The sequence below is a fragment of the Sphingomonas taxi genome, from assembly GCF_000764535.1.
Lineage (GTDB): Bacteria > Pseudomonadota > Alphaproteobacteria > Sphingomonadales > Sphingomonadaceae > Sphingomonas > Sphingomonas taxi.
Genome location: NZ_CP009571.1, coordinates 3283914 through 3300256, shown reverse-complemented (window position 1 = coordinate 3300256; position 16343 = coordinate 3283914). Strand labels below are relative to the sequence as shown.

Below are 16343 nucleotides of genomic sequence, written 5' to 3'. Positions count from 1 at the left end.
CTACGGATATTCCCATGAAGCCCCATCACGCCCGCCTCGCCGCGCTCCGCGCCGAACTCGCCCGCACCGGGCTCGCCGGCTTCGTCGTACCGCTCACCGACGAGCATATGAGCGAATATGTCGGCGCCTATGCGCAGCGGCTCGGCTGGCTGACCGGCTTCGGCGGCTCGGCGGGCAGCGCGGTGGTGCTCGCCGACCGCGCCGCGATCTTCACCGACGGCCGTTATACGTTGCAGGTGCGCGAACAGGTGTCGGGCGACGACTGGGCCTATGTCGCGGTGCCGCAGGAAAGCGTCGCCGGCTGGCTCGCCGCCAACGTCGATGACGGCGCGCGCATTGGCTACGATCCGTGGCTGCACACCGGCGGCTGGGTGAAGGACACCGCCGCCGCGCTCGCCGACCGCGGTGCGACGCTCGTCCCGGTCGCGGCTAATCCAATCGACGCGGTGTGGCACGACCGCCCCGCCCCCTCGCCTGCGACGCTCGTGCCACACGACGACGCTTATGCCGGCGAATCCTCCGCCGCCAAGCGCGCCGGCATTGCCGACTGGCTGGCCGACCAGCGCGCCGATGCCGTCGTGCTCACCGCACTCGATTCGATCGCCTGGACGCTCAACGTCCGCGGCGGCGACGTCGCGCACACGCCGGTCGCTTTGTCCTATGCGATCGTTGGCAGCGACGGCACCACCGACCTGTTCGTCGCCACCGAGAAGATCGACGACGCGGTGCGCCAGCATCTCGGCAACGCCGTCCGCCTGCACGAGCGCAGCGCCTTCGCCGCGGCGCTCGGCGGCTATGCCGGCAAGCGCGTCGCCGCCGATCCCGAACGCGCCGTCGCCGCGATCTTCGATGCGCTGGACGCGGCGGGCGCCAGAGTGCTGCCGCTGCGCGACCCGGTCGTGCTCGCCAAGGCGCGCAAGAACCCCGTCGAGGTCGACGGCCATCGCGCCGCGTCGCTGCGCGACGGCGCCGCGCTCACCCGCTTCCTGCGCTGGGTCGAGACCGAATGCCCCAAGGGCGGCGAGACCGAATTGTCCGCCGCCGCCCGCCTGCTCGCCTTCCGTGAGGAAACCGGGCTGCTGCTCGACACGTCGTTCGACACGATCTCGGCGACCGGCGCGCACGGCGCCAGCCCGCATTATCATGTCACCGAGGAATCGAACGCGCCGATCCGCCCCGGCGAGCTGTTCCTGATCGATTCGGGCGGGCAATATCGCGACGGCACCACCGACGTCACCCGCGTCATGCCGATCGGCGCGCCGACGCCCGAGATGCGCGACCGCTTCACCCGCGTGCTCAAGGGCCATATCGCCATCGCCACCGCGATCTTCCCCGACGGCACCAGCGGCGCACAGATCGACGGCTTCGCGCGCCGGCCGTTGTGGGAGGCGGGGCTCGACTTCGGTCACGGCACCGGCCACGGCATCGGCAGCTATCTCGCGGTCCATGAGGGGCCGCAGCGGATCGCCGCGCCCAATTACCCCGGCGGCGCCTCGCTCGAGCCGCTGCGCGCGGGCATGATGCTGTCGAACGAGCCGGGCTATTACAAGGCCGGCGAATACGGCATCCGCATCGAGAACCTGCTGCTCACCATCCCGGTGACGATCGCCGGCGGCGATCCCGATCGCGCGATGCTCGGCTTCGAGACGCTCACCTTCGCACCGATCGAGCGGACGCTGATCGATCCCGCGCTGCTCACCCGCGACGAGCGCGACTGGCTCGATGCCTATCATGCCGAGGTGCTCGCCCGCATCGGCCCGGAACTGGCCGCGGACGACCGCGCCTGGCTTGCGGCGAAATGCGCGCCGCTCGGCTGAGCGGCTATTCGTCGGGCTGTGCAGGCTTTTCCGGAGCATCGGGGGCGGGCGCGGCTTGGGCCGCGGCACGCGCCTGCGCCTTGCGCCGGTGCAGGTTCGCCCGCAATTGCGCCGCCAGCCGCTGCGCCCGTTCGTCCTTGTCCGCCATGCGATCTGCCTAGCCGCGACGACAAGCGCTTGACAATGCGTCCCGGGTCGTCTCTAGGCGCACCTCGCCCGAACGGGTCGAGTGCTGCCGTAGCTCAGTGGTAGAGCGCATCCTTGGTAAGGCTGAGGTCGTGAGTTCAATCCTCACCGGCAGCACCATTTTTTCCTGATATTCCCGCCGTTTGGCGGAACAGCTCGGCGACATGGCGCAGCTTGTCGGGATTGCGGACGATGTAGATCGCGGTGATGCGCCCGTCGCGCACCGCCAGCGCCGTGGTCTGGAGCACGTCGCCGCGTTCGCGGCTGACATAGCCCGGCAGGCCGTCGATCGATCCGACATGCAGCAGCCTGGCCGGCTCGCCGCGATATTTGCGGTGCAGGCCGGCGAACAGCCGCAGGACGCGGTCCATGCCGTGGATCGCATTGCGGAAGGCGAGGACGCGGCCGCCGCCGTCGGCGTGGATCATCACATCCTCGGCGAGCAATGCCGACAGCGCCGTCGCGTCGCCGTCGCGCGCCGCCGTGAAGAAGGCACCGGCGATCCGCGCCGCCTCGCTGCGCCCCACCGGATAGCGTTGCCGCGCCTCGCCGACGTGACGACGCGCCCGCGCCGCAAGTTGCCGCACCGCGGCCGGCGCACGGTCGAGCGCCGCCGCCACCTCGGGCAACGCGACGTCGAACACGTCGTGGAGCAGGAAGGCGGCGCGCTCCAGCGGCGACAGGCGTTCGAGCGCCAGCATCAGCGTCAGCGTGAGATCGTCCGCCACCTCCTCCGCCCCGTCGACGACGAGCAGCGGCTCGGGCAGCCACGCGCCGACATAGGTCTCGCGGCGTACCCGCGCCGATTTGAGATGATCGAGGCACAGGCGCGTGACGACCCGCGTCAGCCATGCCGCCGGCGACGCCACCGCATCCGCCCGCGCCCAGCGCAGCCAGGCGTCCTGTACCACGTCCTCCGCCTCGGCGAACGAACCGGTCATCCGATAGGCGAGGCGGAGCAGCCGCGGCCGCTCCGCCTCGAACGCCGCCGCGTCAGCCATCGTCCACCGGATGCGGCACGCGGAAGCCGACCTGTACGCGGTTCCAGATATTGATCGCCCCGATCGCCATCGTCAGCCAGACCTGCTCGCCGGGCGTGAATGCCGCCGCCAGCGCGTCATAGTCGACATCGGGCGCCTGCGTCTCGGGCAAGCGCGTCAACGCCTCCGCCCAGCCGAGCGCCGCGCGTTCGCGATCGGTGTAGAGCGTCGACTCCCGCCAGGCCGTCAGCATGTAGAGGCGCAATTCGGTTTCGCCGTGGCGGCGCAGATCGCCCGAGTGCATGTGGAGGCAAAAGGCACAGCCATTGATCTGCGACACCCGGAATTTGACCAGTTCGAGCAGATTATGGTCGAGCCCGCTGTGCGTGAAACTCTGTTCCAGCGCGGCCATCGCCCTGACGGCTTCGGGGGCGAGCGCATGGGGGTTGCGGATACGTGGCGTCATCGTCGATCTCCCTCGGCGCAGGATCGCGCCCGGCGAGAAGACGAGACAGGCGCGGCAGGTGTGACATGCCGCCCGCCCATCGATCGCACGGCTGTCGCGGCCCGGACGCGGCGCCTCCGGGCCGCGTGCCGTTAGATCTGCGCCATGCCGCCGTCGACGAACAGCTCGCTGCCGGTCATGAAGCTGCTGTCGTCCGACGCCAGGAACGCCGCAGCACCCGCGGTCTCGGCGGGGTCGCCGAGCCGGCCGAGCGGGGTCGTCGCGCCCATCGCCTCGAACGCCTCCGTGCCGACGACCTCGAGCGCGAGGTCGGTGCGCGTCGGTCCCGGCGAGAGCACGTTGACGCGGATGCCGGTGCCGCGCAGGTCCTGCGCCCAGCTGCGGGCGAAATTGCGCACCGCCGCCTTGGTGGCGCTGTAGACGCTGAACTGCGGCGTCCCCATCACCCCGGTGGTCGATCCGGTCAGGATGATCGACCCGCCGGCCCGCATCAGCGGCAGGCCCTTCTGCACGGTGAACAGCAGGCCCTTCACGTTGACGTCGAAAATCTGGTCGTAATGCTCCGGGGTGATGGCGCCGAGCGCGGCGAAGGCACCGGTGCCGGCATTGGCGAGCAGGATGTCGAGCTGGCCGCGCTCCGCCCGGACCGTGTCGTAGAGCGTATCGAGATCGGCGAGGTCGTCGACCGACCCGCGCACCGCGCGCGCCTTGTCGCCGAGCGTCGCCAGTGCGGCATCGAGCGCCGCCTGCCGCCGCCCAAAGATATAGACGAACGCGCCTTCGTCGATGAACCGTTTGGCGGATGCCAGACCGATACCGCTGCCGCCACCGGTCACCACTGCCGTCCTGCCCTGCAATCTGTTCATAGCCTGTCTCCATTCGAGGAGCGGCAGAGCTGGCGGCGTGCAAACCTATCGACAAGTATGCACCTTTTGGTAAGTACCGGAATATGGACGATATTGCTTCACCCCCTGTGTTTTCCTGCGGCCTCGACGCGACGCTGCGTATCATCGCCGGCAAGTGGAAGCCGCTGATCGTCTATTTCCTGTGCCAGTCGCCGAGCCGCTACGGCGAGCTGCGCCGCGCGGTCCGCGGGGTCAGCGACAAAATGCTGATCCAGCACCTCAAGGAACTGGAGGCGGACGGCATCGTCGCTCGCCACGATCATCAGGAGGTGCCGCCGCGCGTCGATTATACGCTGACCCCGCTCGGGCACAGCCTGGCGGCGGCGCTGGCGCCCTTATGCGTCTGGGGTTCGGAGAATATGGCGGAGGTGGCGCGCGTCTTCGCCGAACGCGACGCCTGGACGCGCGCGGCGGAATGACCGGGTGCCCCGCCTTGACTTGGACGGAGCAGGTGCCGACGATCCGTCCGTAACGGACGTGGCCGTCAGGGCCGTCCGCCGTCAGGAGCGTCACCGATGACCGAACCGTCCCGCCGCCTGTTCCTCTCCGGTGCCGCGCTGGCGGTCGCCGCGCCGGTGCTGGCGAAGACGGCGGCCGTGCCGATCGTCAACCCGCTCGTCCGCCAGCGTGCCGATGCGCAGGTCTTCCGGCACAGAGACGGCTGGTATTACATGACCGGCTCGGTACCCGAATACGACCGGCTGGTGCTGCGCCGGTCGCGCACGCTGGCGGGCCTGTCGACGGCGAGCGAAAAGGTGCTGTGGCGGCATCAGGCGAGCGGGGCGCTCTCCGGCTTCCTGTGGGCGCCCGAACTGCATCGGATCGACGGGACGTGGCTCATGTATTTCGCCGCCGGACCGAGCGGCGGCGGCGCCGACGTCTTCCATATCCGCACCTATGCGATCGTCTGCGACGGCGCCGATCCGATGACCGGCGGCTGGTCGGTGCTCGGCCAGCTCGAGACGCCGTGGGATACGTTCAATCTCGATTCGACCAGCTTCGTCCATCGCGGCACGCGCTATCTGGCATGGGCGCAGCAGGAGCCGGGGATCGCGACCAATTCCAACCTCTATCTGGCGCCGCTCGCCACGCCGCTGACGCTCGCGGCGAAGCCGGTGCGCCTGTCGGTGCCGGACCTCGACTGGGAAACCCGCGGCTACAAGGTCAACGAGGCACCGGCGGTGCTGGCGCGGCACGGGCGGCTGTTCATGACCTATTCGGCGAGCGCCACCGACGCACGCTATTGCCTCGGCATGCTGACCGCCCGCGCCGACGCCGATCTGATGGATGCCAAGGCGTGGAGCAAGAGCCCGGTGCCGGTGATGACCTCGTCGCCCGAGCACAACGTCTATGGGCCGGGGCACAACAGCTTCACCGTCGACGAGCAGGGCCGCGACATGCTGGTGTTCCATGCGCGCGACTATGCGGCGATCAAGGGCGATCCCTTGTTCGACCCCAACCGCCACACCCGCATCCAGCCGATCACCTATCGCGGCGACGGCACGCCGGTGTTCGACCCGCCGGTGGCGAACGGGCCGCTGCGCTGAGCGGTCAAAGGTAGCGCAGCCACCAGGCGTCGCTCGCCCGCTTCGCCGCGGCGAAGCGGCGGCAGGCGAACCAGCAGGGCACGGCGACCGCGGCGGCGATCAGCCACAGCCAGCCGACCGCGGGCACGCTGACCAGCCCGTCCCGCCCGATCGCGGCCGCGACGACGCGGTTGCCGGCGTGGAGCAGGTAGAGGTGCAGCAGGTAGAAGAACAACGGCGCACCCCCGAAGACCGCCAAGATCGCGGCCGGCCGCCGCGGCAGCGCCTCCAGCCCGGCGAGCAGCCCCGCGCCGAGACCGAGCGTGAGCAGCAGGAAGTCGGCGGACGGCGGATATTTGGTCAAATTGAGGAAGCCCAGCGCGGTGACGAGCGCGTCGTCGCTCGCCTGCCACGGCACCGGCTCGCCATAGCCGTTGACCAGCCGCAGCGTGACGAAGCCGGTCAGCATCGCCAGCCCCGTCGTCAGCAGGCGCCGCCGCCGCCACACCGGCGCGACGTCGCGCGCGAACCACGGCCCGATCGCATAGCCGAGCGCGATCACCCCGATCCACGGCAGCACCGGATAGGAGGTCCGTGCCCGCCCGCCCCACGGCAGATCGATGAAGCCGCGATCGTGCAGGATCGCCCACAGGTCATGCCCCGGCTGGCCCTGCGCGATGCTGACTGGATCGAGCAGATTGTGGCCAAGCAGGATGACGAGGCCGACCGCGACCAGCGCCGCACGTGGCAGATGGACGAGCGCCGCAAGCGCGATCATCGACAGGCCGATCGCCCAGATCACCTGCAGGAAGACGGTCGCCGGCGTGACGTCGAAGGTCCAGGCGAAATTGACGACGGTCCATTCGAGCGCGACCAGGAACAGCCCGCGCTTGGCGAGGAAGGCGGATGCCGCCTTCTGGCCGCCGCGCGGTGCGGCATAGAGCCAGGCGGCAAGTCCGGTCAGCGCGACGAACACCGGCGCGCAGAGATGCGCGGCGAGCCGGGTCGCGACCAGCGCCGGCGCGGTCGTGCGCAGATCCATGGGATCGGCGACCTGCGCGTGCAGGAAGAAGAATTCGCGGCTGTGGTCGACCAGCATCAGCAGGATCACCAGCCCACGCAGCGCGTCGATCGACACAATGCGGGGCGGTCGTACCGTCGTGGCGTCAGCGCGCGAAGACATCGGGTCTGGCAGAATGAACTCCTTTCGCTTTGCGCGATGTTACATCATACCGGAAAAGGCAAGGCTCGACTGCTGCCACCACGGTGGCCACAGCCCCTCGCTAATGCGGGTGCCGACGGCCATTCCGGCCGCGGAGAAACGGATGATGCTGACCCTGTTCCACGCCCCGCATTCACGCTCAACGCGCATCCTCTGGCTGATCGAGGAACTCGGCTTGCCGCATGATCTCCGCTATGTCTCGATCCGCTATCGCGACGGCAGCGGCGACGGCCCCGATCCCGCCAACCCGCATGCCGACCGCAAGGTGCCGGCGCTGTGCCACGACGACGCGCTGGTCACGGAGAGCGCCGCGGTCGCTTTGTATCTCGCCGACCTCGCGCCGCAGGCCGGGCTGGCGCCGGCGATCGGCGATGCGGACCGCGGCCCGTATCTGACCTGGCTGAGCTGGGTAGAGGGCGAGTTCGGTCCTGCCCTGTTCCAGCGTCTCGCCGCGGCGCCCGGCGCGCCCGAGCCCGCCGCTTTCGGCGCAGCGCTGCGCCGGATCGACGATGCCCTAGCGCGCGGGCCGTTCCTGCTCGGGTCGCGGTTCAGCGCCGCCGACGTGATGCTCGGCGGCACGCTCGGCTGGGCGCGACAGGTGCTGCCGGATGCCGGCGCGATCGCGGCTTATGCCGAACGGCTCGCCGCCCGCCCCGCCTTCGCGCGGGCCATGGCACGCGATGCGGCACCGCAGGTGGCGGCGTGACCGCGCGCGATCTGTGGCTGGGGCTGAGCGGCTTCGTGGTCGCCGCGGTGCCGATCCTGCTCGTCCCGCTGCTCGCCCGCGTCTAGGCTGCATCCATGCGTCGTGCCGACCGCCTGTTCGAGATCGTCCAGCTCCTGCGCCGCGCCCGCGGTCCGCTGACCGGCGAGGCGATCGCCGCGGAACTGGAGACGAGCCGGCGGTCGGTGTATCGCGACATCGCCGCGCTGATCGCGCAGCGCGTGCCGATCCGCGGCGAGGCGGGGATCGGCTATGTGCTCGAACGCGGGTTCGACATGCCGCCGTTGATGCTGACCTCGGACGAGGTGGAGGCGGTGGTGCTCGGCGCGCAATGGGTGCTGGTCCATGCCGACGATGGCCTCGCGCGCGCCGCCGCCGACGTGCTCGCCAAGATCGCGGCGGTGATCCCGCCGCACCTCCGCACCGCGATCGAGGATCCGGCGGTGATCACCCCGCCGGCATGGCACGAACGCGGCGATGCCGGCGTCGATGTCGCCCGGTTGCGCGCCTGGAGCCTGCAGGGCCGCAAGCTGACGATCCGCTATAGCGATGCCGACGGTCGGGAAAGCGAGCGTACGGTGTGGCCGTTCCTCGTCGGCTATCTCGACAGCGTCCGGATGCTGATCGCCTGGTGCGAGCTGCGCGGCGATTTCCGCATGTTCCGCACCGATCGGCTGATCGCGATCGACTTCCTCGAGACGCGCTATCCGGAACATCGGGCAACGCTGCGCCGCCGCTGGCTGGCGATGATGGCGGCGCGGCGAGAACGCTAGGCGGATTCGCCCTTCGGCCCCCCCGCCAGGGGTTAGCGTTTTCTCGGCAAGCCTGAACGTCGATCGGTCCTAGGCGGCCGCGGCCAGCGAGGAGAGCAGGCCAGAGATGCGCGCGCGCAGGCCTGGTTCGCGGGTGATCTCCAGCATCGCGGTGAGGCTGCGCCGCGCCGCCGCGACATCGCCATCGACCAGTTCGAGCCGCGCCCGCTCCCACCAGCCATGGCCATAGGCGGGCGCCATCGCCGTCATCCGCTGGTAGAGCGTCAGCGCGCGCCGTCCGTGCCCCCCAGCCTCGGCACGCGTCGCCTGGTTGAGTAGCAGCCGCACCAGCACCGCGCGATTGGGCATCGCGGCGACGTGGCTGACCGCGGGGGTCTGCCCCGGCGTCATCGCCTGCACCATCGTCGCCAATTCCTCGGCGCCGACCGGACGCCCGCCGCGGAACGGGTCGATCATCACCGGCGCGACGTCGTCGCCGATCAGCACCAGCACATGACCGGGCACGTCGAGCACATGCGCGGTCCAGCCGAGCCGCCGCGCCGCCGCCACGTAGAGGATCGACAGGCTGACCGGCAGGCCGCGGCGGCGCTCGATCACCCGGATGAGGTCGGCGTTGGCGGGATCGTCATAGGTCGCGGCGTCGCCGACGAAGCCGAATTCGGCGCCGAACACCTGTGCGAGCCGCTCGGCCTGCGCCCGCGCACCGGTCACGCCCGGCGCCACTTCGTCGAGCCGGTCGGCGATCGCGTCGATCAGCGCACGGCCGGGTTCGTCGTCGCCCGCCTCGTGGTCGAGCAGGGCGAGCGCGAGCGCTGCGTGATCGAGGATGATGTCCTCGTCGTCGAGCAGGCCAAGGCGAATGAGATCATCTTCCATGGTGCCAAGATGGGCGCGCGGCGATGTTCCGCAACCGCGACCATCGGCCGGTTGCGGCCCGGCCGCCTTGCGCTAAGCCGATACTGCGACGAGCCGCGGCGAAGCGGCGCCAGCGAGAGGACCCGCGCCATGACGACGACCGCCGCCCTGCTCCGCATCATCGCGCCAGTCGCGCTGCTGGGCGCCGCCGCGCCCGATGCCGGCGTCGAACGGCCGATCGTGCAGACCCGCTTCACCGCCGATCCCGCGCCGCTGGTCCACGACGGCGTCGTCTATCTCTACACCAGCCACGACGAGGACGACGCCGACGGCTTCAAGATGCTCGACTGGCGACTCTACAGTTCCACCGACATGGCGAACTGGACCGACCGCGGCGTCGTCGCCTCGCTCAAAACCTTTCCCTGGGCGTCGCAGACCAACGACGCCTGGGCGCCGCAGGTGATCGCGCGCGGCGGCAAATTCTATCTCTATGCGCCGATCACCGTCGCCGGCTCACCGCGCAACGTCATCGCGGTGGCGGTCGCCGACACGCCGGCGGGGCCGTTCCGCGACGCGCTCGGCAAGCCGCTGATCGCACCCGGCGAAGGCTATTTCGATCCGACGGTGTGGATCGACCGCGACGGCCAGGCCTATCTCTACTGGGGCAATCCCGATTTGTGGTACGTGAAGCTCAACGAGGACATGGTGTCCTATAGCGGGTCGATCACCAAGTTGCCGCGGATCAGGGACTATCAGGAGGGACCGTGGTTCTACGGGCGCAACGGCCGCTATTACATGGCGTTCGCCTCGACCTGCTGTTCCGAGGGGATCGGCTATGCGATGAGCGACCGGCCGACCGGCCCGTGGGTCTACAAGGGCGAGATCATGCGTCACGATCCGCGCTCGACCGGCAACCATCCCGGCATCATCGACTATAAGGGCGGCTCCTACGTCTTCGGCTTCCATTACGAGCTGAACTTCGCGCTCACCCCGATCCATCACGAGCGGCGCTCGGTCGCGGTCGCCAAATTCAGCTACAATGCCGACGGGACGATCCCGAACCTCGGCTGGTGGGACCGGACGCGCGCGCCACAGATCGGCACGCTCGATCCCTATGCGCGCGTCGAGGCGGAGACGATCGCCTGGACCGGGCGGATCAAGCGCCCGATCGATCGCGCTTATGACTGGGCGCCGGGCGTCACCACCGCGCAGGACGCGGCTCGCGTTTACGTCACCCGCGCGACGGATCGCAGCTACATCAAGGTCGCCGGGGTCGATTTCGGCACGGCGGGGGCGAAACGCTTCACCGCCACGGTCGCCGGGGGCACGCCGGAGGCCCGGATCGAGCTGCATGCCGACGCCGTCGACGGTCCGCTGCTCGGCACGCTGCCGGTCGGGATGACCGGCCCGGCCGGACGATGGCAGCAGCGGACCACCGATGTCGCCGGCGCGCGCAGGGTACACGATCTGTATCTGGTGTTCGGCGGCAAGAGCCCCGGCTCGCTGCTCGACATAGACTATTGGCGCTTCGCCCGCTGACCGCGACCGCGGTCACACGCCGAGCAGGTGCGCGGTCTGCAAGGTGGTATCGAGATAGGCTTCGAGCGCGGTGATCCCCGCCGGCGACAGGGTGAGCGGCGCGTCGGGATCGTCGCTGGTGTCGCCGACGACCAGTCCGGTACGCGCCAGATGCTGCATCCAGCGCGCCATGGTCAGCGGCGTGCAGGCAAGCTCGGCGGTGATCGTCCGCCCGGTCAGCCGCCGCCCCTCGGCATCGGCGACGAACAAGACGAGCAGCACCTCCCACGGCCATTCGCCGAACAATTCGGCGGGCAGCAGGTCGAGCCGCGACCGCCGGTTGACGAGGATTGCGCGTGCCGCCTCGCTCAGCCGGTCGCCATGGCCGGTCGTCGCCGCGCCGTCCGCATCCCGCGCCGCCATCGACTCAGGCCTCCGATGCCACGTCGAGCGAATCGAGTGCGTCGAGCGCCTCGCACAATTTCGCCGCGAGCAACGTATGGCCGAGGTCGGAGGCGCGCTCGACGTGGTCGAGCAACTGGTAGCGCATCTGCCGCAACGCCGCCGGCCGGACGTCGGCGACCGGCGCGGGCCGCGCACCGCCGGCCAGCGCCGAGACGAGGCAGGCACCGTCGATCGGCTTCTCGCACCGGATCAGATGCGCATAGGCCGGTGGTACGTCGGCGCGATCGTTGCCGGTGGCGAAGACGCAGGGCGTGCCGCGCGCCAGCAGCAGATCGACGACCGGATACACTTTCTGGTCGCCGAGATTGATGTCGAGCACCGCGCCGTCGATATCCCCTTCCAGCGCGAGCAGGTCCAGCGCCTGCGCGACCGAGGGGACCGGGCCGAGCACCACCGCACCGGCGCGGCGCAGCTTCCGCTCCATCGCATCGGCGACCATATATTCGTCCTCGACGACCAGCACCCGGCGGTTTTGCAGCAGCGTCTCAGCCATCATCCAAACTCCCCACCCGCCCGATCCGACACCATCGCCACCGCGATGCGGCAGTGGACGCCATCATCGGTGAAGGCATAGCTCGTTTTCGCCCCCAATTGATAGGGCAAGGCGCGTTCGATCAACTGCCGGCCGTAGCCGCCCGATCGCGCCCTCGCGGTGACCGGCGGCAGCGTCACGCCGCTTTCGCGCCAGTCGACGTTCAGCCACAGGATCCCGTCGTCGGCGCGCTCGACCTCCCACAGCACCCTGAGCTTGCCGTCGCGTCCCTTCAGCGCGCCATATTTGACCGCGTTGGTGGCGAGTTCGTGCAGTGCCAGCGCGAGGCTCTGCACCGCGCCCGACCGGAGCGGCACGTCGTGCGGACCGTCGAGGACCAGCGACCCGGCGACGCCTTCGCGATGGAAGGCGCCGAGCGCGGCCAGTTCCGAATCGAGCAGGTCGCCGAACGTCACCCGCTGGCCGGCGGCAGCGTGCGACAACAGGCTCTGCACCCGCGCGAGCGCATGCAGCCGGTCGTTGAAACGCTGTTCGAACGCCTCCAGCGAGCCTGCTCCCTCGAGCGTCTTCTCGGCGACCGACTGGACGATGGCGATGATGTTGCGGGTGCGATGCTGCAACTCGGCGACCATCACCTCCTGCCGGTCCTGCGCCTGGCGCAGCGCGTCGATGTCGTTGGAGGTGCCGAGCCATTCGACGATCCGCCCGCACCCGTCGCGGATCGGCAGCGCGCGGGTGCTGAACCAGCGATAGGCGCCGTCCTGATGGCGCAGGCGATGCTCGACGTCGAACCCGCCGCTGTCCTGCGCCAGCGCCCAGGCATCGGTAACCGCGGCGACGTCGTCGGGATGGACGAAGTCGAGCCGGCCGCTGCCATGGCCCTCGTGCTCCGGCCGCCCGGTGACCGCCGACCATTGCGGGCTCGCCCAGAACCAGTCGCCCGCCAGCCGCGCGCGCCACAACAATTGCGGCACGCCCTCGACCAGCACACGCATGCGGCGTTCGTTATCGAAGACCGCTTCTTCCAGATGCTTGCGGACGTCGATGTCGATGTTCATGCCGAGCCACTTCTGCACCGCGCCGGTCGCATCGCGCAGCGGAATCGCCCGCGCGTTCATCCAGCGATAGGCGCCGTCGCGCCCGCGCAGGCGATATTCGAGGTCGATCGGCTCGCACCGGCGCAGCGCCTCCAGCCAGACTTGCATCGTGGCGGCGCGATCGTCGGGATGCAGCACGTCGAGCCAGCCGAAGCCGCGATAATCGGCGTAGCTCTGCCCGGTATAGGCGCGCCAGCTCGGACTGTCGGTGACGATCGCGCCGTCGGGCGGCGTTTCCCAGATCGTCGTCGCGATACCGTCGATCAATTGCTGCGCGCGCGCCTGCACCTCGCGGAACTCGGCGTCGCGTTGGCGGAAGCTGGCGGCGGTACGGGCGTGGTCGATCGCCACCCAGGCGCGTTCCGCCACGTCGTGCAGCACCGCAAGCTCGGCCGGCTGCCACGTCCGGGCGTCGTCGTCTTCGACGCCGAGCGTCGCGACCAGCCGGCCGCGGCGCATCACCGGTACGACGATCCGCGCACGCCCCTCGGCGCCATCGGGCGCGACGACCGTCCTGCCGGCGTGCAGCGCCGCCGCATCCCCGGGGTCGCGCCCGATGCCTTTCTCGTCGCTGGCGTCGGTCCAGCGGCAGCGGTCGACCGCCAGCCACGTCGCGACCATCGCGGTGACCCGGTCGCGGATGCCGGCGGCGTCGTCGATCGACTGGATCGCGTCGCTGAGGGTGAGCAGGAACGTCTGCCGCCGCTCGGCGTCGCGCAATGATTCGGACGTCCGTTTGAGCGTGTCGATGTCGCTGATCACGCTCGCCTGCCCGACGATCCGGCCCTCGGCATCGCGTAGCGGCGTGGTCGCCACCCGGACCCAGATGTCCTCGCCGTCGTCGCTGGTGTAGAGCAGCTCCTGGCCGGGAACGACGCATTCGCCACGCGCCGCGCGGGCACCGGGGAAATCGGTCGGTTCGAGCGGCCGGCGATCCTTGTCCCAGCCGCGCCAGCGCCAGAGCCGCTCCGGATCGTTGGACGGCATCGTCCCGGTCGGGCAGAACCGCTGATATTGCGCGTTGGAAACGAGGATCCGGCCCGCCGTGTCGAGCATCGCGACGCCGACGGGCACGCTATCGAGCGTGGCGGCCAATCGGGCCTCGCTTTCGGCGAGCGCCGCCTCGGCGCGGGCGAGGCGCTGGCGCAGATCGGCGATCGTTGCTGGGTCGTCCATCCGCCAACAACGCACGGATGGCGTTGCGATGCATCGATTGGCGTCAGATTTGGTATAAATAATTCATCGACTTAGCGCCAAACCAGCCCGGAGCGGCGGTTACGCGGGCGAGGCGAGCCGCTCGGCGAGGAAATCGACGAACACCCGTACCCGCGCGGGCAGATGCGCGCCGCCGACGAACACCGCATGGATCAGCTCGACGTCACCGGGATTATACGTTTCCAGCAGCGGCACGAGGCGGCCATCGGCGATCTCGGCGGCGACGCTGAACCGGCCGACGCGGGTGACGCCGACGCCGGCGGTGGCGAGCTGCCCCAGCGTCTCCCCGTTGTTGGCGACGATGCCGCCTTCGACGCAGAGCGAGATATCCCGGCCATCGCGACGGAACGGCCAGGTCGGCTCGGCGCGGCGGAAGCTGAAATTGAGGCAATTGTGCGCGTGCAGATCCTCCGGCACCGTCGGCGTGCCGTGGCGCGCGAGATAGTCGGGCGAGGCGACGATCACCCGGCCGCTCTCGCCCAGCTTGCGCGCGGTGAGCGCGCTGTCGGCGAGCGGGCCGAAGCGGATCGCGACATCCGCCTGCCCGCCCGCGACATCGATCAGCGTATCGGTCAGTGCGATATCGACGAGGATATGCGGATAGGCGGCCGCGAAATCGCCGAGCAGCGGCACGACGCACAGCCGGCCGTGGGCGAGCGCCGCGCTTACCCGCAACCGGCCACGCGGGCTGCCCTGATCGGCGATCTGCTGTTCGGCATCGTCGAGGTCGGCGAGGATGCGCCGGGCGGCGAGCAGATAGGCCTGCCCCTCCGCGGTCAGCGCGAGCCCGCGGGTGGAGCGCAGCAGCAACCGGACGCCGAGCCGCGCCTCGATCCGGTCGATCGCCCGCGCCACCGCCGACGGGGTCAGGTCCAAGCCCCTGGCGGCGGCGGAGAAACTGCCGCCGTCGATGACCGCGACGAAGAGGGCGAGCGAGCGTGCGCGATCGCCGTTGCCTGCTATCTTTGCTTCCATTGCACAGATCCTTCGCCTGATCGGGTGGTTCCGCCCTGACGATCCGCCCCGCATCTATGCACGCGACGCCGAACCGCGAAAGGGTTGATGATGGAATACCGGCAATTGGGTGGATCGGGATTGCGCGTGCCGGTGCTGGCGCTCGGCACCGGCACCTTCGGCGGCACGGGTCCGCTCTTCTCGGCCTGGGGCCAGACCGACACGGCCGAGGCGCGGCGGCTGATCGACATCTGCCTCGACGCCGGCGTCACCTTGTTCGACACCGCCGACGTCTATTCGGACGGTGCGTCGGAGGAGGTGCTCGGCGCGGCGATCGAGGGCCGTCGCGACGCGGTGCTGCTCTCGACCAAGACCGGCCTGCCAATGGGCGACGGGCCGCAGGACTGGGGCGTGTCGCGCGCGCGGCTGATCCGCGCGGTCGAGGCGTCGCTGCGGCGGCTCGGCACCGATCGCATCGATCTGCTCCAGCTCCACGCTTATGACGCCTCGACGCCGACCGAGGAGCTGATGGCGACGCTCGACGCGCTGATCGCGGCGGGCAAGGTGCGCTATGCCGGCGTCTCCAATTATCCGGGCTGGCAGCTGATGAAGGCGCAGGCAATCGCCGATCGCCACGGCTGGCCGCGGCTGGTCGCGCATCAGGTCTATTATTCGCTGATCGGCCGCGCCTATGAGGCCGATCTGATGCCGCTCGGCCGCGACCAGGGCGTCGGCGCGCTCGTCTGGAGCCCGCTCGGCTGGGGCCGCCTGACCGGCAGGATCGGCCGCGACCGCCCGGTCCCTGCGGGCAGCCGCCTGCACGACACCGAGCACTTCGCGCCGCCGGTCGAGCCCGAGCATCTCTACCGCGTCGTCGACGCGCTGGAGGCGGTCGCCGCCGAGACCGGGCGCAGCGTGCCGCAGGTCGCGATCAACTGGCTGTTGCAGCGCCCGACCGTGTCCTCCGTCATCATCGGGGCGCGCAACGAGACGCAGTTGCGCGACAATCTGGGTGCGGTCGGCTGGGCGCTGACCCCTGTGCAGATCGCCGCGCTCGATGCGGCGAGCGATATGCTGCCGCCCTATCCGCACACCCCCTATCGCCAGCAGGAAGGCTTCGCCCGCCTCAACCCGCCGCTCGTTTGAA

General features: G+C 70.0%; 16 protein-coding genes, 1 tRNA gene and 1 pseudogene. 8 read left to right on the top strand and 10 right to left on the bottom strand.

What is annotated here, in order from left to right:
* Window positions 1-14: 14 nt before the first annotated feature.
* A complete protein-coding gene (locus tag MC45_RS15045) occupies window positions 15-1817 on the top strand; it encodes an aminopeptidase P family protein (protein ID WP_038664853.1) in 1803 nt (600 codons plus the stop codon).
* Window positions 1818-1821: 4 nt separating this feature from the next.
* Here MC45_RS15045 and MC45_RS19605 read toward each other — a convergent pair whose 3' ends face one another.
* On the bottom strand, window positions 1822-1965 hold the full coding sequence (locus MC45_RS19605; protein WP_169742554.1) for a hypothetical protein: 144 nt from the start codon (window positions 1963-1965) through the stop codon (window positions 1822-1824).
* Between the two features lie 83 nt (window positions 1966-2048).
* Here MC45_RS19605 and MC45_RS15040 point away from each other — a divergent pair.
* A tRNA-Thr gene (locus tag MC45_RS15040) sits at window positions 2049-2123 on the top strand.
* On the opposite strand, the gene MC45_RS19030 is transcribed toward MC45_RS15040, so the two are convergent.
* The 3 genes from MC45_RS19030 to MC45_RS15025 all read right to left on the bottom strand — a co-directional run bounded on the left by MC45_RS19030 (window position 2102) and on the right by MC45_RS15025 (window position 4315).
* The gene (locus MC45_RS19030; protein WP_081974467.1) at window positions 2102-3004 is read right to left on the bottom strand and encodes a sigma-70 family RNA polymerase sigma factor; all 903 of its coding nucleotides are present in this window, start codon (window positions 3002-3004) and stop codon (window positions 2102-2104) included. The genes MC45_RS15040 and MC45_RS19030 overlap by 22 nt on opposite strands.
* Window positions 2997-3449, bottom strand: a complete 453-nt coding sequence (locus tag MC45_RS15030) for a carboxymuconolactone decarboxylase family protein (protein WP_038664848.1) — start codon at window positions 3447-3449, stop codon at window positions 2997-2999. Before MC45_RS15030 ends, MC45_RS19030 begins: the two co-directional genes overlap by 8 nt.
* A gap of 131 nt (window positions 3450-3580) precedes the next feature.
* Window positions 3581-4315 carry an SDR family NAD(P)-dependent oxidoreductase gene (locus MC45_RS15025; protein ID WP_038664844.1) on the bottom strand — a complete coding sequence of 245 codons (735 nt, stop codon included), beginning with the start codon at window positions 4313-4315 and terminating at the stop codon, window positions 3581-3583.
* An 83-nt stretch (window positions 4316-4398) separates the two neighbouring features.
* Between MC45_RS15025 and MC45_RS15020 the strand changes: the two genes are divergently transcribed.
* Together MC45_RS15020 and MC45_RS15015 are read left to right on the top strand one after the other, a co-directional pair.
* Window positions 4399-4773, top strand: coding sequence for a winged helix-turn-helix transcriptional regulator (locus MC45_RS15020; RefSeq protein ID WP_038664841.1), 375 nt, complete (start codon window positions 4399-4401; stop codon window positions 4771-4773).
* A 96-nt stretch (window positions 4774-4869) separates the two neighbouring features.
* Window positions 4870-5895: pseudogene (locus tag MC45_RS15015) on the top strand (glycoside hydrolase family 43 protein); the annotation flags it as partial.
* A 10-nt stretch (window positions 5896-5905) separates the two neighbouring features.
* Here MC45_RS15015 and MC45_RS15010 read toward each other — a convergent pair.
* A complete protein-coding gene (locus tag MC45_RS15010) occupies window positions 5906-7063 on the bottom strand; it encodes an acetyltransferase domain-containing protein (RefSeq protein ID WP_038664836.1) in 1158 nt (385 codons plus the stop codon).
* 142 nt (window positions 7064-7205) lie between these two features.
* Between MC45_RS15010 and MC45_RS15005 the strand changes: the two genes are divergently transcribed.
* Window positions 7206-7808, top strand: coding sequence for a glutathione S-transferase family protein (locus MC45_RS15005; protein ID WP_218916673.1), 603 nt, complete (start codon window positions 7206-7208; stop codon window positions 7806-7808).
* A 95-nt stretch (window positions 7809-7903) separates the two neighbouring features.
* Window positions 7904-8599, top strand: a complete 696-nt coding sequence (locus MC45_RS15000) for a helix-turn-helix transcriptional regulator (protein WP_038664832.1) — start codon at window positions 7904-7906, stop codon at window positions 8597-8599.
* Between the two features lie 69 nt (window positions 8600-8668).
* Here the strand turns inward: MC45_RS15000 and MC45_RS14995 are convergent, their stop codons facing one another.
* Window positions 8669-9475 (bottom strand): transglutaminase family protein, encoded by an 807-nt coding sequence (locus MC45_RS14995; protein WP_038664828.1) that lies wholly within the window; start codon window positions 9473-9475, stop codon window positions 8669-8671.
* Between the two features lie 129 nt (window positions 9476-9604).
* Here MC45_RS14995 and MC45_RS14990 point away from each other — a divergent pair, with 129 nt between their 5' ends.
* On the top strand, window positions 9605-10993 hold the full coding sequence (locus MC45_RS14990; protein ID WP_081974562.1) for a glycoside hydrolase family 43 protein: 1389 nt from the start codon (window positions 9605-9607) through the stop codon (window positions 10991-10993).
* A gap of 12 nt (window positions 10994-11005) precedes the next feature.
* On the opposite strand, the gene MC45_RS18635 is transcribed toward MC45_RS14990, so the two are convergent.
* The 4 genes from MC45_RS18635 to MC45_RS14970 all read right to left on the bottom strand — a co-directional run bounded on the left by MC45_RS18635 (window position 11006) and on the right by MC45_RS14970 (window position 15217).
* Window positions 11006-11395: a hypothetical protein gene (locus tag MC45_RS18635; protein ID WP_052075698.1), complete on the bottom strand. Its 390-nt coding sequence runs from the start codon at window positions 11393-11395 to the stop codon at window positions 11006-11008.
* A gap of 4 nt (window positions 11396-11399) precedes the next feature.
* Window positions 11400-11933 carry a response regulator gene (locus MC45_RS19685; protein WP_212742929.1) on the bottom strand — a complete coding sequence of 178 codons (534 nt, stop codon included), beginning with the start codon at window positions 11931-11933 and terminating at the stop codon, window positions 11400-11402.
* Entirely contained in the window at window positions 11930-14203 is a 2274-nt protein-coding gene (locus MC45_RS14975; protein ID WP_052075697.1) for a PAS domain-containing sensor histidine kinase, read from the bottom strand. Before MC45_RS14975 ends, MC45_RS19685 begins: the two co-directional genes overlap by 4 nt.
* A 99-nt stretch (window positions 14204-14302) precedes the next feature.
* The gene (locus tag MC45_RS14970; protein ID WP_038664824.1) at window positions 14303-15217 is read right to left on the bottom strand and encodes a LysR family transcriptional regulator; all 915 of its coding nucleotides are present in this window, start codon (window positions 15215-15217) and stop codon (window positions 14303-14305) included.
* Window positions 15218-15307: 90 nt separating this feature from the next.
* Between MC45_RS14970 and MC45_RS14965 the strand changes: the two genes are divergently transcribed.
* Window positions 15308-16342: an aldo/keto reductase gene (locus tag MC45_RS14965; protein ID WP_038664821.1), complete on the top strand. Its 1035-nt coding sequence runs from the start codon at window positions 15308-15310 to the stop codon at window positions 16340-16342.
* The last annotated feature ends 1 nt before the right edge of the window (window position 16343 follow it).

Coding starts and splice junctions, on each gene's coding strand:
- MC45_RS15030 (WP_038664848.1), bottom strand. CDS start 3,449: ATGACGCCACGTATCCGCAACCCCCATGCGCTCGCCCCCGAAGCCGTC.
- MC45_RS18635 (WP_052075698.1), bottom strand. CDS start 11,395: ATGGCGGCGCGGGATGCGGACGGCGCGGCGACGACCGGCCATGGCGAC.
- MC45_RS15005 (WP_218916673.1), top strand. CDS start 7,206: ATGATGCTGACCCTGTTCCACGCCCCGCATTCACGCTCAACGCGCATC.
- MC45_RS15020 (WP_038664841.1), top strand. CDS start 4,399: ATGGACGATATTGCTTCACCCCCTGTGTTTTCCTGCGGCCTCGACGCG.
- MC45_RS14975 (WP_052075697.1), bottom strand. CDS start 14,203: ATGGACGACCCAGCAACGATCGCCGATCTGCGCCAGCGCCTCGCCCGC.
- MC45_RS15010 (WP_038664836.1), bottom strand. CDS start 7,063: ATGTCTTCGCGCGCTGACGCCACGACGGTACGACCGCCCCGCATTGTG.
- MC45_RS15000 (WP_038664832.1), top strand. CDS start 7,904: ATGCGTCGTGCCGACCGCCTGTTCGAGATCGTCCAGCTCCTGCGCCGC.
- MC45_RS14970 (WP_038664824.1), bottom strand. CDS start 15,217: ATGGAAGCAAAGATAGCAGGCAACGGCGATCGCGCACGCTCGCTCGCC.
- MC45_RS14990 (WP_081974562.1), top strand. CDS start 9,605: ATGACGACGACCGCCGCCCTGCTCCGCATCATCGCGCCAGTCGCGCTG.
- MC45_RS19605 (WP_169742554.1), bottom strand. CDS start 1,965: ATGGCGGACAAGGACGAACGGGCGCAGCGGCTGGCGGCGCAATTGCGG.
- MC45_RS14995 (WP_038664828.1), bottom strand. CDS start 9,475: ATGGAAGATGATCTCATTCGCCTTGGCCTGCTCGACGACGAGGACATC.
- MC45_RS15025 (WP_038664844.1), bottom strand. CDS start 4,315: ATGAACAGATTGCAGGGCAGGACGGCAGTGGTGACCGGTGGCGGCAGC.
- MC45_RS19030 (WP_081974467.1), bottom strand. CDS start 3,004: ATGGCTGACGCGGCGGCGTTCGAGGCGGAGCGGCCGCGGCTGCTCCGC.
- MC45_RS19685 (WP_212742929.1), bottom strand. CDS start 11,933: ATGATGGCTGAGACGCTGCTGCAAAACCGCCGGGTGCTGGTCGTCGAG.
- MC45_RS14965 (WP_038664821.1), top strand. CDS start 15,308: ATGGAATACCGGCAATTGGGTGGATCGGGATTGCGCGTGCCGGTGCTG.
- MC45_RS15045 (WP_038664853.1), top strand. CDS start 15: ATGAAGCCCCATCACGCCCGCCTCGCCGCGCTCCGCGCCGAACTCGCC.